The 16,205-nt window shown below is 42.5% G+C and carries 15 protein-coding genes and 1 pseudogene; 11 read left to right on the forward strand and 5 right to left on the reverse strand.

The features are described from left to right. Positions 1–187: 187 nt before the first annotated feature. From QUD05_RS23025 to QUD05_RS23040, 4 genes and pseudogenes are all read right to left on the reverse strand, one after another. Positions 188–842 (reverse strand): annotated as a pseudogene (locus QUD05_RS23025) (class I SAM-dependent methyltransferase). A gap of 100 nt (positions 843–942) precedes the next feature. Next, positions 943–2,301 carry an APC family permease gene (locus QUD05_RS23030; protein WP_289798117.1) on the reverse strand — a complete coding sequence of 453 codons (1,359 nt, stop codon included), beginning with the start codon at positions 2,299–2,301 and terminating at the stop codon, positions 943–945. A 599-nt stretch (positions 2,302–2,900) separates the two neighbouring features. Then, positions 2,901–3,329 (reverse strand): hypothetical protein, encoded by a 429-nt coding sequence (locus QUD05_RS23035; protein WP_289798118.1) that lies wholly within the window; start codon positions 3,327–3,329, stop codon positions 2,901–2,903. A gap of 640 nt (positions 3,330–3,969) precedes the next feature. Beyond that, positions 3,970–4,167 (reverse strand): NblA/ycf18 family protein, encoded by a 198-nt coding sequence (locus tag QUD05_RS23040; RefSeq protein WP_194041722.1) that lies wholly within the window; start codon positions 4,165–4,167, stop codon positions 3,970–3,972. Positions 4,168–4,431: 264 nt separating this feature from the next. Between QUD05_RS23040 and QUD05_RS23045 the strand changes: the two genes are divergently transcribed. After that, positions 4,432–5,229 carry a peroxiredoxin-like family protein gene (locus QUD05_RS23045; RefSeq protein WP_289798120.1) on the forward strand — a complete coding sequence of 266 codons (798 nt, stop codon included), beginning with the start codon at positions 4,432–4,434 and terminating at the stop codon, positions 5,227–5,229. Positions 5,230–6,005: 776 nt separating this feature from the next. After that, entirely contained in the window at positions 6,006–6,422 is a 417-nt protein-coding gene (locus QUD05_RS23050) for a response regulator (RefSeq protein ID WP_289798122.1), read from the forward strand. A 6-nt stretch (positions 6,423–6,428) separates the two neighbouring features. Here the strand turns inward: QUD05_RS23050 and QUD05_RS23055 are convergent, their stop codons facing one another. Then, the gene (locus QUD05_RS23055; protein ID WP_289798123.1) at positions 6,429–6,821 is read right to left on the reverse strand and encodes a DUF6335 family protein; all 393 of its coding nucleotides are present in this window, start codon (positions 6,819–6,821) and stop codon (positions 6,429–6,431) included. Positions 6,822–7,306: 485 nt separating this feature from the next. On the opposite strand from QUD05_RS23055, the gene QUD05_RS23060 reads away from it, so the two are divergent. The 9 genes from QUD05_RS23060 (at position 7,307) to QUD05_RS23100 (ending at position 16,170) form a co-directional block, all read left to right on the forward strand. Further along, positions 7,307–8,404 (forward strand): DJ-1/PfpI/YhbO family deglycase/protease, encoded by a 1,098-nt coding sequence (locus QUD05_RS23060; RefSeq protein ID WP_289798125.1) that lies wholly within the window; start codon positions 7,307–7,309, stop codon positions 8,402–8,404. A 195-nt stretch (positions 8,405–8,599) separates the two neighbouring features. Then, positions 8,600–9,298, forward strand: a complete 699-nt coding sequence (locus tag QUD05_RS23065; RefSeq protein ID WP_289798126.1) for an SRPBCC family protein — start codon at positions 8,600–8,602, stop codon at positions 9,296–9,298. A 120-nt stretch (positions 9,299–9,418) separates the two neighbouring features. Then, positions 9,419–9,547, forward strand: coding sequence for a hypothetical protein (locus tag QUD05_RS23070; RefSeq protein WP_289798127.1), 129 nt, complete (start codon positions 9,419–9,421; stop codon positions 9,545–9,547). Positions 9,548–9,602: 55 nt separating this feature from the next. Next, positions 9,603–9,992, forward strand: coding sequence for a hypothetical protein (locus tag QUD05_RS23075; RefSeq protein ID WP_289798132.1), 390 nt, complete (start codon positions 9,603–9,605; stop codon positions 9,990–9,992). Positions 9,993–10,174: 182 nt separating this feature from the next. Then, positions 10,175–11,344, forward strand: a complete 1,170-nt coding sequence (locus tag QUD05_RS23080) for a zinc-dependent alcohol dehydrogenase (RefSeq protein WP_289798133.1) — start codon at positions 10,175–10,177, stop codon at positions 11,342–11,344. 212 nt (positions 11,345–11,556) lie between these two features. After that, on the forward strand, positions 11,557–11,898 hold the full coding sequence (locus tag QUD05_RS23085) for a cupin domain-containing protein (RefSeq protein ID WP_289798134.1): 342 nt from the start codon (positions 11,557–11,559) through the stop codon (positions 11,896–11,898). Positions 11,899–12,366: 468 nt separating this feature from the next. Next, positions 12,367–12,990: a (2Fe-2S)-binding protein gene (locus QUD05_RS23090; RefSeq protein WP_289798135.1), complete on the forward strand. Its 624-nt coding sequence runs from the start codon at positions 12,367–12,369 to the stop codon at positions 12,988–12,990. Further along, a complete protein-coding gene (locus QUD05_RS23095; protein WP_289798136.1) occupies positions 12,977–13,960 on the forward strand; it encodes an FAD binding domain-containing protein in 984 nt (327 codons plus the stop codon). Before QUD05_RS23090 ends, QUD05_RS23095 begins: the two co-directional genes overlap by 14 nt. Beyond that, the gene (locus tag QUD05_RS23100) at positions 13,957–16,170 is read left to right on the forward strand and encodes a xanthine dehydrogenase family protein molybdopterin-binding subunit (RefSeq protein WP_289798137.1); all 2,214 of its coding nucleotides are present in this window, start codon (positions 13,957–13,959) and stop codon (positions 16,168–16,170) included. The genes QUD05_RS23095 and QUD05_RS23100 overlap by 4 nt, the downstream gene beginning before the upstream one ends. Positions 16,171–16,205 lie beyond the last annotated feature (35 nt).

Genomic DNA, 16,205 nt, shown 5'->3' on the forward strand with positions numbered 1-16,205 from the left:
TACTCTTTTTCACGTTTAAGACTTGTACTGTCAACCCCCATTGGAGTGAATTTAAATTTAAAAAATAAATATTTGATAATTTTGAATTTCTAAAATCAATTCCCAAAAATCAGGCTACAGATTCAAGAGATGAAAACTCAACTTGAATCTGATGCCTCTTAATTACGAATTACGAATTAGTTAGTCCCTATCGCAAATTCGCTGGCACTTGTTCAGGAACTACCCAATAGTAAACAGTTTTGCCCTCTACATTGAGAGTCTGCTGTGGTTTCCAATCGCCCATATCGAAGGCGTGGGAGACAATGCGAGTCCCAGGTTTAAGTTCTTTCAACAGCTTGGGACGGAGTTTGGCATTAATCTCTGGCAGTAAATAAAGTGTAACTACTGTTGCTTCACTAAAATCAGTGTTGAACAAATCTTGTTGGACAAACTTGACGCGATCGCTTACTCCTGCTTTTTGGGCATTAGCATTAGCTTCTTTGATGCGATCGGGGTCAATATCTATACCGATGCCGCGCGTACCAAACTTTTGTGCCGCAGTATTAACAATTCTGCCATCACCACTACCAAGGTCGTACAACACATCATTTTTACCCACTTTTGCCACTTGTAACATTGCATCTACCACTGGTTGTGGTGTAGGTACATAAGGAACATCTCCAGGACGTTCTTGGACTTGAGTTGTCGCTGATGGTGTTTCAGTTTCGGTCTGACCTAGTTAAAGTAGAAGGTTGTTGTGTACCGGCTTCCAAATCTTGTTGTTGCGGCGTACACCCAGCAATTCCTAAACTGGTAACACTAACGCCTGTAACCAGTAAAAACAGAATTTTTTTGAAGTTCATGAATTTTCTCCTTGATTGAGTAGTTAGTAGAACAACTGATAGTCAGAAAATTTTGAATTGCTTATTGTGTGAGGTTTAGGTTGCACAATCCAAAATTGTATTAAGTCCTACCTTGACGGTAGTTATTCCAGAACAACAGGGGAATACCTGCTGCCACCACTAAAACACCTGCGATCGCTCCCACACCTGTATAAACCAAGCTAGAGTACAGCAAGTAAGCGCAGACTGCACAAAAGAGTAATGGTGTTAAAGGATAAAATGGCACACGGAAAGGGCGAACTATGTGGGGTTCGCGGATGCGCAATACCAGCAGTGATATGCCGGAAAGCAGGAAAAAGAACCAAAATATCGGGGCAGTGTAATCCACCATTGTTTGAAAGCCTTTGCGGGTGAGCGTGCCTAAAAGAACCAGTGCTAAGGAGATCGCTGCTTGCAAGAATAAGGCATAGGTAGGACTGCTCGGACGTTGTTGCCAGCGTCCCATAAAACCAAATAGCGAAAAATCCTGTCCCAGTGCGTAATTGGTACGCGCTCCAGTAAAGATTGTGGCGTTGGTTGCTCCCAAAGTAGCGATCGCAATCAGCACACTGATAAACAAAGCTCCCGGTTGGCCCCAAAGAGAGCGCATTAAATCTGCGGCTACTGCTTCTGACTGTGCCATGTTTGCTAATCCCAGTCCCCGCAGGTAAGCCAGATTGATTAGTAGGTAAATGGCAGTGATAATACCAATACTCCACATTAGCGATCGCACAATATTACGTCGTCCATCTTGGATTTCTGCGGAGATGTAAGCTGCCTCATTCCAACCACCGTAAGATAGCAACACAAACACCATTGCCAATCCCCAGGTTCCCGATGATGCAGATTCTATAGGGGCGGCAGAATTAGGAATGGCGGTAAGCCCAAGAATCACTACCAGTAACAAACCTAGAACTTTCGCAGCACTCAGCAAGTTTTGTGTCCACTTACCCTGTTGCAAGCCAACGATGTTCAAAGCAGTTAAAAGTGCGATCGCTATGGCTGCATATATAGAAGACGAAAACGTTCCTAGCTGCCATATCTGAGAAACATAATCACCAAAAACAAATGCCAATAGAGCAATGGAACCTGTTTGAATCACTGTCATCCGCGCCCAGGCAAATAAAAAGGCGACTCCCCGTCCGAATGCACGTTTCAAATAGTAGTAGACACCGCCGACGTCGGGATAGACAGTCGCCAACTCTGCATAGCACAAGGCTCCTACCAGAGACACGACACCACCCATTAGCCAAAGAAACATTACAGCAAGATCACTGCCTGCTTGACTTGCCACTAGAGCCGGAGTTTGAAAAATCCCCGCTCCGATGACAATACCGACAATTAAAGACACTGCATCTGGTAGTGTCAGGGATGCTTTAGGTGTTGCGACTTCAATTGATGTTGTCCGATCGAGCAAATTGTAGTTTTTACGTCTACTCACATTACTTCCTTATTAGTGTTGAGTTGGGACTTTTGGCTTTGTTTTATAGTCTTTGTTCAACAGAGGAATCATCTATGTACTCCAGATTTGGGAACTCATGATTCAATAAAACCTTTGAGATTGGGGATACCAGACCAAAATTTAACTCTTGAGAAAGTACCTATACTTTTATGATTAACAATAAATATGACGAGAAAGTGACAGTCGCCAATGATATGTCTTCAAACTGTAATCTCCATCAATCCACATTAAGATTAATCTCTGTGCAATCGCTCTACCTTCTCTTGCTAGACAACATTACTCCCCAAGTACCATAGGAAATTTTAATTGGTAAAACGTCTTCCCATAGTGAGATTTATAATAATCTAAAGAATGATTGACTAATGCAGCATAATCGTGCATTTTTTGATAAAAAAGCTATTATCGCTATGCATAATTTTGATAGCAGAAACGTTTTATTGATTTATCATCTATGATTGCTTGATTTACACCCTGCTGTACTACAGACAGCGATCGCTCCATAGTTTCGATTAAGTATAAATGCATATCTGTACGCTGTTAATTAATAAATAATATATCGGATTTTTATCCCTAATTCTTTAGTATCTACTACTGGGAAAAAGTAGAATATCTATTGCTTCACCTACTACCAAACCCAATACAGCCAGGACAGTTATAACCCAAAATGAATCTAGTTTATTGCAGCCAGAAAAGCGCATTTCCAAATCAGCTAACAGCGTAGTGGCTAAGGGGATAATAAAGAGCCTTAATAATATCGACCAAGTTGCTACTAAAGCAATTGATATACTTAAAAACAAGATGACAACTAAAGTTTTTGAACCAAACTCAACTAAACGCTCGAACCAAGAAAAGCTCTTTCGTACTACAGCTATAACCATAGCAACAACAAAAGCTCCTACTAACCAAATAATATGATTAGCAGCAAGATACCATCCCAGGAGAATGTAAGCCAATAAGAGTAATACTAAAGCCATCAAAGGAATCCTGTTAAAAAATTCCATATTCATACTGCCAAGGCTTGTAAAAATACCAGGTTAATCTCTTAATTCTATTCAAGAATCTTACTACTAAAACTTTTAAATATACCAGCTTCGCTCAGGATATTTCTCTATCTATAGATCCAATTGAAGCAGATACTCTTTCATCATGACAATATACAGCAGAATTCAGGAGTAAAATACGCTTATACTTGGGTAACAGACTTAGCTTGTGTACTTCAACAACTTGAAAAACGTCTTGTTTCTCGACAATTAGAAAATCTTGTATTCTGACTCGTGACCCCTGAATTCTGTTTTGATAACTTCTAGCCTATAGCAATCCTATTTGATTCATGAAAAATTATAAATAAGAAAACGAACCGCAAAGTACGCTTTCGCGCAGCGTCTCGTCAGAGAAGGGCGCAAAGGGAAGAAAAAAGAGAGAGATATATAAATTTCACAAATGATTTAGGACTGCTATAGTTAAATGTTGCGTTCAATTAATGCCTGTTTTCCCACCGCGATACTAGTAAAATCAGCAATAAATAGAATAATCAATTAAAAACACGGGAGAGAGGAGCAATCAATGGCTGCTCCTCTCTCCCACAAGTTTCTACCAATATTTCTTTGTCGCTGCTAAAAATTCAAAACATTTATTTACTTGTATGCTTTAACCCAAAATTGAGTCTGAATCAAGTTCCCACTGATGTTTGAGCAATTCTTGGTAAGTCGTTTCCCGAATTATCATCTGCTTATAGAGCATAAGCAAAAACTCTTGAGCTTGTTCACGGGACATCTGCTGCACTTGGTCAGCAAAAGTTCTAAGGCTAAATTCTTGTTCTAAAGATAATGTAATGGGTTGATTCATCGCAGGGTAAATCGCCCAACTAGGCGAAAACTAAAGGGTCAATGTTGGCAATCTTGAGAAGAAGCGTTCATATCTAGCTGGCGTTAGCAGTAATACACTCATCAAGCGCCTACTGGGTATTCCCTTACTTAGCGGTGTCAAACCTAAATATGAACTTCTGTTAACTAGGATAACAAAATATTTACAAACCTGAGATGATGGCATATTAATGCTTTAGTAAATCCTGTGTCACTGATACCCCAAATATCCGAGTAATCATTTGTCATGAATCCTTACACTATCCTTAATCAGACCGGACTTCAGCGTGTTAGTGATGGCATGATCCGCCCCCTACTAGAAAATTGCGAGACTGCCTCATATATCCTTGTTTTAGTCTGGCCCCAGCTTGGGGATTTTGATAGTCTTGAATATGCTTGGTGGTTACAGCGCGAAGCTAAGAAATTGTCAGATGAAAAATTCGCTATTCGTGCGGTGGGAATTGGTAATCGCGCCTCTGGAACAAGATTCTGTGAATATACAGGATTTCCACCTGAAAATTTATTTGTTGAACCTAATGGAGAACTACATCACCAACTCAAACTTTATTCAGGTCTGAATCTTCCTGTCCCTAGAATTTCCCCTGCTCAGAAAGCTTGGCTAAATCTAGTGTTAATGTGTGCAGGGTTTGGAAGTCCTGGAACGCTACGAGAAGTTTTTCGGGGATACAGGGGAGATCGTCAAGCCCCTCAACTCATTGAAGATGATGAAATTATTCAAGGTACTCCTCTACCTGCTTTTCAAGGCTCGTTTTTCAAATTAGCTGGCGGAAGTGGGTTTCAACGTCCGTTTGAATTAGCTACTTTACGGCTACGGAATATGGTGGAAGTTCTCAGCAATTGGCATACTTATGTACCTAATTCTGCCTACTTGACTCAGCGTGGTGGAACTTTTCTGTTTGATACCAAAGGCCAGTTACTTTACGAACATCGAGATCCAGGAATTCTGGGCTTTGCTGCTAATATGAGTCAGCCCCTATCATTTTTATCCTCGATCGCAACGGATAGGTTTACTTCAACTCATTAATTCTTAATTGCTATTTCAATAATATCTAACACAACAAAAGTTTGAAGAAGAATTCAGAATTCAGAATTCAGGTGGTCGCCGAGCGTAGTCGAGGTGAGTCAGAATTAAGACGCTTTGCATAGCTTGCTTCTCTATGATAGTACGCAGACTCGCGTTCGAGAGCTTTGTCTGCGACACGCTAGGCTATCCGCCAGTCGTACAGAATACCCAACTGAATTCTGACTCACCTCAACTACGCCCTTCTCTACGAGACGCTGCACTTCGACTACGCTCAGTGACCACGCCAACGGCTACGCTCAGTGACCACGCCAACGGCTACGCTCAGTGACCACGCCAACGGCTACGCTCAGTGACCACGCCAACGGCTACGCTCAGGACAGGCTCGGCGACCACCTGAATTCTGAATTATGCTGAAAATCGAGATAAGTAAGGACTTTTCTAACGACGCTTGAATTTCATTTGTGCGAAGTGGTCTTCCAGTAGGAAAATAGATAAAGGAGTAGTAACCATCAAGCTATATGTTTGAAATTATGGTGTTAAATCATTTCTTGTTAAAAAAGGCTGCTTCGGTATCTCATCAACACTCCGAGCACATCAATCTACTTTTGGAAATCTAAAATCTGCTCTAAAAGAAGCTCTAATGGGTGTAAAAGTCATAATAATTCGTAATTGATAATGACGCTTGCTGACTCGCTAACGTAATTCGTAGTTGTAATCACTGCTTGCTCTCTACTCTTAATTACGAATTACAAATATAGCAAGTAAGGATAAATAAAATGTCATTTATTATGCAAACTTCTGGAACTCTTACTGGTTTAGATATCTTGGTAGTTGAGGATGATGATGATACTCGCTTTTTTATCACTACTGTCTTGGAAATGGATGGAGCAACAGTTATAGCAGTGATATCAGCAGCAGATGCACGTAATGTATTGTCTGAATTGCAACCCGATGTTTTAATTAGTGATATTGGGTTGCCTGGGGAGGATGGCTACACTTTCATCTCCAAATTCCGGGCGCTTAAACCAAATAATTGTGGACGAGTCCCGGCTATTGCTTTAACAGCCTTTGCTGATAGTGAGGCTCGTATCCGTGCCTTGGAAGCTGGCTTTGACACTCATATATCTAAACCGGTCGCTCCAGAAGAACTAGTTGAGATAGTGGCTAATTTGGTTGCTTCTTGTCATTGGTAATTATTCTCATCGGTCTTGATAATCTTCAGAAGACTTTGGATCTAACTCCCAGCGATCGCCATCACGATCCTCTAAAATATCGTTGGTATGCAGAAACTCAGAATCAGCCATTTTTAGCCCTACTGCGGCTTCTAAGTCCTCTGTGACATTTTGATCGGGAGTGGAAGTACTACCACCAACAGCTTCATCTCCAACTGCATCTGCATCTTGCCAATAAGCATCAACATCCCCACCAGTCAGTTTCGGACTAGTTTCTGTGTACTCGTCTCTTTCATCCTGCATGGAGCGTCCGCCAATATTGTATCCTGGCAAGTCTTTTACACCAGTACCGTAGGATTCGGTAATCTCTTGTGGCAAATCATTACTTTTAACTTTGTCATTATGATTTTTTTCTGCCATGATACTAGCCCTTTTCTGCATTTTCACAATAACGTTTTCTTGTCAGCAATTTGTCTAACTAGAGGTGTATAACTTATAAAATAATCTATCCCCTGGGTACGACGCTAAACTAGCGATCGCGCCATAAGATTGTAGCTATGAATTCATGGTCAAGGAACTTGTAGTTGAAGTTATGAGTTAGAAGTTATCCAACCGAAATTATTGATTAGCGAACTTTTAACTCATAACTATTTTTTGTCCGGCAAAAATAAGCAAACACTAACAATTTGTTAAGTTTAGTATTTTAGATTAGTATTCATAATTTCTAATTGCCTAAATGCTAAACAATGGAACAATCAAAATTATTTGAGTAACGGAGGCAGATAATGCGGATAAGTAATTCAAAATAATTTATCTAGTTAAAAGTTTGACTGTTTAACTGTCTTCACCGACAAATATTGTTGTAACTAGTTAAAGACTAGAGAAATAAAAACGTAACACCATTTATGACTGAACATAACAATCACTCTGGTAAGAAAAAAGTTGCTATCCTCATTGAACAAGCAGTAGAGGATGCAGAATTTACAGTTCCATATAATGGATTCAAACAAGCAGGAATGGAGGTAGTAGTCCTTGGTTCCCGAATGAATGAAAAATATAAGGGTAAACAAGGCAAAGTTAGCATACAAGCCGATGGTACTACAACAGAGGCGATCGCAGCCGAATTTGATGCAGTCGTGATTCCCGGCGGTATGGCTCCTGACAAAATGCGACGGAACCTTAATACAGTACGTTTCGTACAAGAGGCTATCCAACAAGGAAAATTAGTCGCTGCTGTTTGTCACGGGCCACAAGTTTTGATTGAAGGCGACTTGCTCGAAGGCAAACAAGTCACTGGGTTTAGCGCTATTGCCAAGGATATAACTAACGCTGGTGCAAATTATTTAGATCAGCCATTGGTAGTTGACGGGAATTTGATTACATCTCGCGAACCTGGAGACTTGGCAATTTTCACCACAGCTATTTTGAGCCGTTTGGGTTATGGTGGCAAAGATGCTGCATTGCCAAATGAAAAAGACACAAGTGCTGAATGGTGGAAACTAGCTGATGCTTGGGGTGGTTCAACTAAAGGCGATATTAGCAGAGGTTTAAATACTGCTCTTGCTGGTGAAGTTTATTCGCAAGAAGCATTTATGAAGTACTTGCACAAGGCATCAGATAGCGAAGTAAACTCAGTTTTTCAAGAAATAATTTCTAATAAACAGCGCCATATTGACAAACTGGAAACCTATCTTCAGTTATTGGGCGAAAAACCTTCTTTAGGTGCAAATATTGCGAATCAGTATGCCAAGGTGAAAACTGCCTTAACTGGAAGTGATGACATATATCAGTTACGTTCTGCTTTAGGTGATGTACAAACTGGTATCGGCGATATTGGCAATTTGTCTGTGATGTTTACCGACCCAGTAACAACTGCTATTTTCAAAGAAATTTACCAAGATTTATTGAAATCCGAACAGCAATTAGTAGAGTTGTATCGAGCGCGGATAACCGCTCAGGTTCAGCCTCCTAAGCCGACTACAGGCGCAGCTATATCAATGTAACCAATCGCAGAGGTGCATACTCTATGGAGAACCAAGCCATGCTTAATGTCTCGTAAGTATTTGCGTTTTGGTTATTTTACTAGACATCTGATGAAAAAGAATTAAAGAGGTAGTAGTACTACGTCTCTACAAGGTTTCTGGATAACGCATATTTAATTTTTGGAGTTATCTAGTGTATGTAATGGAGAGAAAAAAGTGACTTCGACATCAGGCGATAAACTTACTAATAGTCAGGGTGAAGCTAGTGAAGTAGAGCGTTGGGCATCTCTCATCGGTGGCGGTGCTATGGTGCTGATGGGTTTAAAACAAGGTTCTTTGCGGGGAGCGCTGACGGCTTTGGCTGGTGGTGGTTTGATTTATCAAGGTGCAACGAAACAAAGCACAATCCAGCAAGCACAGGAAGCAATCGGGATAAACCAACCCATTAAAGTTGAAAAGACGGTAACAATTAATAAATCAGCAGAAGAATTGTATCGTTTTTGGCATAACTTTGAGAATTTGCCCACCTTTATGAAGCATCTCAAGTCAGTAAAGGTGTATAACGAAAAACGTTCTCATTGGATTGCCAATGCACCCTTGGGTAACAGCGTGGAATGGGATGCAGATATTCTCGAAGACCGGGAAAATGAGTTTATTTCTTGGGCTTCTGTAGAAGGTGCAGACGTTGATAATTCTGGTTTTGTCCGCTTTAAAGAAGCACCAGGCGGTCGCGGCACAGAAGTAAAGATTGTCTTGGAGTATAACCCACCAGGTGGAGCATTAGCAGCTACCGTAGCTAAACTTTTTGGTGAAGAACCAGAACAGCAGATTGGTGATGAATTGCGTCGCTTCAAGATGCTAATGGAAGCAGGTGAAATTGCCACCACCGAAGGTCAATCAAGTGGACGCAAGTAGTTGCGATGATTAGCGCCGCAAAAGCGATTAATAGCGATCGCTTTGCCAAATGCCTGAAAATGGCGAAAAAGTTTGCCAAAGCAAAAGTGATTAACTTACAAAGAAGTTAATGCTGGCGAAGTGTTGAAACAGATAACTGGTGGCTATGGCTCCGATGCTTGCATCGATGCTGTTGGTATAGAAGACCATCACATTTTTCAACAAAAAAAGGATAACTCTATCAAAGTTATTCTTGAACCTGAATGGTGAATAGTCATTTAAGGTTTTGAATTGTACACCCAACATAATGCAATTGAGGTTTTTTATGAATCGAGTAATTTCATGGCTGCGGAATATTCGCATTTCTCAAATCGTTGTAGTTTTCCTCGTAGGATTTATGTTCTTATTGGGTCAGGCTTTTAGTTACACTAACATAGCACTGGCTGACGTTAAAACTCCAGAGGGTACTTATTACAAAGGAGCACCAAATGAGCAACGTGAAATTAGAAACGATACCCAAATTAATAATACCCAAAAATCACAAAACCCAATCAAAAATGCTGTTGATAATATCCGCGACAAGTTAAACTTGGATGAAAAAACTCCTGAAGCGACAAAAGAGTTTTTTGATCCTACTACAAACAGAGCCGGAGATGAAGCTTCATCACTTACTAAAAGTAGAGAAGGTTATTATCGCACTCCTTCTAGCAACTAACTGAGAGTTAGCAGCTAGACGCAGTTAACAAAATTTGGGTCGAGATTGTTGACTCATATATTGTTGAATAACTTTTTAGCGGTTACTGAGACGCGATAACTATCGCGTCTCAAAATCAAGTTAAGTTTAGTATTCATCTTGATATGAATGCTTTAGAAATTATAACTAAGGACTAAATAATTATGAAAGCAGTTTGCTGGCATGGAGCAAATGATGTGCGGGTAGAAACGGTTCCTGACCCCACAATTCTTAATCCGCGTGATGCCATTATTAAAATTACTTCCACGGCAATTTGTGGTTCTGATTTGCATATTTACAATGGCTACATCCCCTCAATGGAAAAGGGTGATATCCTTGGTCATGAATTCATGGGGGAAGTTGTAGAACTTGGAAGTGCAGTTAAAAATGTGAATATAGGCGATCGCGTCGTTGTTCCCTTCACCATCTCCTGCGGTAACTGCTTTTTTTGCAATCGGGATTTATGGTCGTTGTGCGATAACTCTAACCCCAATGCTTGGTTAGTAGAAAAGCAAATGGGCTATTCACCATCCGGTCTATTTGGCTACTCTCATTTATTCGGCGGTTACGCTGGTGGTCAAGCAGAGTATGCACGAGTGCCCTTTGCTGATGTCGGCTTGTTCAAGATTCCTGATGGTTTAACGGATGAGCAAGTACTATTTTTAACAGACATTTTCCCCACAGGCTATATGGCAGCTGAGAACTGCAACATCCAACCCGGTGATATTGTTGCCGTTTGGGGTTGTGGCCCTGTCGGGCAATTCGCCATCAGAAGCGCATATATGCTAGGTGCTGAACGGGTAATCGCCTTTGATCGCATTCCCGAACGTCTGCAAATGGCTAAAGAATACGGCAAAGCTGAAGTTCTCAACTACGAAGAAGTAGATGTAGGCGAAGCACTCAAAGAAATGACTGGTGGTCGTGGCCCCGATGCTTGCATTGATGCAGTGGGAATGGAAGCACATGGCACAGATTTTATGGCGATGTACGATCAGGTAAAGCAAGCAGTACGTCTAGAAACAGACCGTCCAACGGCATTACGACAAGTAATTGTCTCTTGTCGCAAAGGTGGTCACGTATCAATTCCGGGTGTATATGGTGGCTTTGTAGATAAAGTGCCGATGGGTGCTGCGATGAACAAGGGCCTAACCTTGAAAATGGGACAAACACACGTCCACAAGTATCTAAAACCTTTGCTAGAACACATCCAAAACGGTGATATCGATCCAACATTTATCATCACTCACAGTTTACCTTTAGAACAAGCGCCCCACGGCTACGAAATTTTTAAGGACAAAAAAGATAACTGTATCAAAGTTGTACTCAAACCGTAATGGGAAGCAGGGGATCAGAGGATAGTAATCAATAGACTTCTTGCAAAAGTCGGGGTAAAGGGGAAGGGGAAAAGGGTAAAAAAACTCAAAATACTTTCCCTTTAACCTTTTCCCTTTTCCCTAAGAGTGCAAAAATATATTTTTGCAAGAGGTCTAATGCTTAATGTTCCATTCCCCATGACCAAAGTTAAAACTATAAAGAGGCAAAAAATATGTCTGATACAACTGTTAGCAAAGTAGACTCTAGTCATTCTCCAAAAGGCCAACTTGGTCAAAAATATCTTGCATCTGGCAAAAATATTTCCATGCGTCTGTGGGAAAATGAACAACCGAACGAATCTAAGGAGCCAACAGCACGCGAATATGAAACTGTTGGTTATGTAATCAATGGTCGTGCTGAATTACATATTGAAGGGCAAACGATTTTACTAGAACCTGGGAGTTCTTGGATAGTACCAAAAGGAGCTAGCCACACCTATAAAATTCTAGAACCATTTACTGCTGTTGAAGCAACCAGTCCACCTGCTCAAGTTCACGGGCGAGATGAAAACTGATTTGCTGTTATTTGAAATTTGGCGATCGCTAAAAGCTAAAAACGTTATAGCCGCTTTCAATAACATAGACTATAAAGCGTTCATAGGGGAACAATATTCTTGTTCTCCTTTTTACTGTGCTTTGCAACTGAGAAAGCATTGCAATAAATTTTTCTGGTGACTTATTGGGCGGTAGCAAGAAACACCACACTAAATAAAGCATATTGAGTACGGTGTTTCACTGTATTATTAGTCGAACTAAAACTCATGGCTTTATTCTGACGACTGATGCCTTAATTCTATTTTAAGAATTATAGATAATACTTATGGTATAAACCTTCTGATAGAGAGACATAACAAAATGAAATTGTATTCTATTAACAATGTCTTTTTAGAGAAAATACTTGGAAGAAAGTATGGTTTTTTATCAATTATTTTAGTAGAGATAATTACTCAATATTTTTAACAAAAACAGAATGGAGCGAACAAATGAGGTTTGTCTTAAGACGCCGCAAGTTGGGTCAATTGATGGTCTTCAGTACAGTAGCGGCAACGATCGCTAATTTTGTAGAGAAAGCTGTAGCAGAAACTCAAGTCAAAAAAACTACTCCAATGCTGGCAACTTCCACTTCTGAAACTGTGAAGGTGACGCTGCAAGTGAACGGAACACCACATAATTTGCAAATTGAACCGCGTGTTACCTTACTTGATGCACTTCGAGAATATCTCGGACTAATTGGTACTAAAAAAGGTTGCGATCATGGTCAGTGTGGTGCTTGCACGGTGCTGGTTGATGGGCAACGGATTAATTCGTGCCTGACATTTGCAATTATGCACACCGATGCAAAAATCACAACTATTGAAGGGTTGGAGCAGGGAAACAATCTGCACCCGATGCAAGCCGCGTTTCTGTCCCGTGATGCGTTTCAGTGCGGCTACTGCACACCAGGGCAGATTTGTTCGGCGGTGGGTTTGGTGAATGAGGGACACGCCAAGTCGGATGCCGATATTCGCGAACTGATGAGCGGCAATATCTGCCGTTGTGGGGCTTATCCAAATATCGTGGCTGCTGTCCGCGATGTCTTAGAGGGAAAAAAAGATGCAGCCATTTAGCTATAAAAAAGCCGGACAAGCAGAGAATGCCGTGGCTTTGGTGACTCCAGAGGTGCAAGCTGCTTACTTGGCAGGGGGTACAAGCTTAATTGATTTGATGAAGCTGAATGTACAAACGCCAAAACAGTTAGTTGACATTAACCCACTACCGCTAACCAAGATAGAAGTACAGGGTAACGGCGTGCGGATTGGAGCAATGGCAAGCAATAGCGATGTTGCTTATAATCCGATAATTCAAGAGCGTTACCCGGTGCTGTCGGAGGCGTTGCTGTCTGGGGCATCGCCGCAACTGCGAAATATGGCAAGTGTGGGCGGCAATTTACTGCAACGTACCCGTTGTTACTACTTCCGCGACACCGCCTTCCCCTGCAATAAGCGCGTTCCTGGTTCAGGTTGTCCGGCAATCGAGGGTTATAACCGCATTCATGCGATTTTTGGTGGTAGCGATCGCTGTATTGCCACCCATCCTTCTGATATGGCGGTGGCAATGATTGCACTCGATGCCGTTGTGCAAACACGCGGGCCGAAGGGAGAGCGCAGTATTCCGCTGGTAGATTTTCATCTCGTACCGGGTAATACGCCAGAAAGGGAGACGGTTCTAGAACACGGAGAGTTAATTGTTGCTGTTGATTTACCTGCTTTAAACTTCGCAAAGCGATCGCACTATTTAAAAGTCCGCGATCGCGCCTCCTATGCTTTTGCAATGACATCGGTTGCGGCGGCATTAGATATTCAAAATGGGATTATTCGCTCGGCACGCATTGCCCTTGGTGGCGTTGGTACAAAGCCTTGGCGCGCCTTTGAAGCGGAAAAAGTGCTTCTGAACAAGCCTGCAAACCAAGCAACATTTCAAGCAGCAGCGTTGGCGGCGATCGCCGGTGCTAAACCTCAAAAATACAACGGCTTTAAGATCGAACTCGCTAAACGCACAATTGTTAAGGCGCTGACAACGGTGGGAGGGATGGCATGAATACTGGGGATAAAAATATAGTTGTCGGCAAACCGCTCAATCGAGTTGATGGACGGCTTAAGGTGACTGGTGGCGCACGTTACGCGGCTGAGTTTCCGGTCGCAAAAATGACTTATGGCGTGACAATTCAAAGTGCGATCGCTAAAGGGAAGATTGCTCAAATCGATACCAAGGCGGCGGAAAAAGTACCGGGTGTGCTAGCAGTAATTACCCACCTTAACGCGCCCAAAGCTTTTGGAGAAAAGGGCGGCGGTCATAAGGTGCAAGTCCTGCAAGATAACATTGTGCTGTATAGCGGTCAGCATATTGGTGTCGTCGTTGCCGATACTTTTGAACGAGCGATGTATGCTGCCTCACTCGTACAAGTTCGCTATGACGAAGAGAAACCAACTATTAATATGCGGGAGAATCTCACTAAAGCATACTTGCCTAAAGGTAAAATCCCTGGAGACGAGCCGCCCGATTCATCACATGGCAATGTCAACCAGGGACTAGCGGCGGCGGCTGTCCGCGTCGAGCAAACTTATACTACCCCAGTGGAAAATCATAATCCAATGGAGCCTCATGCCACAACAGCAGTTTGGCAAGGCGATGAACTGCTGCTGTATGACGCAACTCAGGGAATTTTTTCGACTCAAAAAAAAGTTGCGGAGGTATTAGGAATTGAGCCTGAGAAAGTCCGCATTATGTCTTACTATGTGGGCGGTGGCTTCGGTTGCAAAGGGTCGGCTTGGTCGCACGTGCCGCTAGCGGCGATCGCCGCAAAGCAAGTTAATCGCCCCGTGAAATTAGTTTTGGGACGGATACAGATGTATGGGCCTGTGGGCTTTCGACCGGAGACAATTCAACAGGTTTCTCTCGGTGCAACCCGCGATGGCAAATTGACTGCTTTGCGACACGCCGGCACTTCCCAGACTTCAACTTTCGATGAATTTATCGAACCTGTTGGTAAAAGCGCCCGGATGCTTTACGCAAGCCCGAATATCGAGACTAGCCACCATCTAGTTAAACTCGATCAAGGAACACCAACTTATATGCGCGCCCCAGGCGAAGCTTCTGGGTCGTTTGCCTTAGAATCGGCAATGGACGAACTGGCTTATGCGCTGAATATCGATCCGGTGGAACTGCGTCTGCGTAACTATGCTGAAGTCGATCCTAGTAAAAAACTCCCTTGGTCGAGCAAGTCATTGAGAGAGTGTTACAAATTGGGATCAGAAAAATTTGGCTGGCAAAAGCGCAATCCTCAGCCTCGCTCAATGCGAGATGGTAATTATTTAATTGGTTGGGGTATGGCGACAGCTACTTATCCTACCAACCGTTCCCCAGCATCAGCGATCGCTCAAATTATGGCAGATGGTACAGCCGTTGTCCTGAGCGGTTCGCAAGATATTGGTACGGGAACTTATACTGTCATGACTCAAGTCGCAGCTGATGCACTCGGTCTACCAGTTAACAAAGTCCGGTTTGAACTAGGCGATACCAAGATGCCACAAACCCCTATTTCTGGTGGTTCCCAAACCGCCGCCAGTGTGAGTTCAGCCGTACATTTAGCGGGAAATCAAGCACGCAGTCAGCTTTTACAACTAGCACTTGCCGATCAAAAATCGCCGCTTTATGGTTCAAAGGCTGAGGATGTGATTGCGCGAGATGGCAGCTTTTTCTTAAAAAATAAATCGTCTGCAAGCGAAACATATCAGGCAATCTTGGCACGACATGGAAAGAAAATGCTCGAAGCGCGTGCAGATGCCAAGCCTGGAGAGGAACAAAAGAAGTTCTCAATGCACTCATTTGGAGCGCAGTTTGCCGAAGTGCGCGTTGAGCCTGATTTGGGTGAAGTGCGAGTAACCCGGTGGGTAGGAACTTTTGGCGTGGGACGCATCCTCAACGCTAAAACAGCCAACAGTCAAATGATCGGTGGGATTATTTATGGCATCGGCATGGCGTTAATGGAACACACGCTAACAGACCCGAACCGAGGACGCGTTGTCAACCATGATTTAGGTGAATATCACGTACCAGTGAATGCAGACGTTCCTGATATTGAGGTGTTGTTTGTGGATGAAGACGATCCACATATCAACCCGCTTGGTGTCAAAGGAATTGGTGAAATTGGCATTACCGGCGCTGCGGCAGCGATCGCTAATGCAGTCTATCATGCCACCGGTAAGCGCGTCCGCGATTTGCCAATTACTTTAGACAAACTGCTGTAGATATGGCGAGGCGATCGCTAATTTTTAAACTTAAA

This window comes from Nostoc sp. GT001 (assembly GCF_030382115.1).
Lineage (GTDB): Bacteria > Cyanobacteriota > Cyanobacteriia > Cyanobacteriales > Nostocaceae > Nostoc.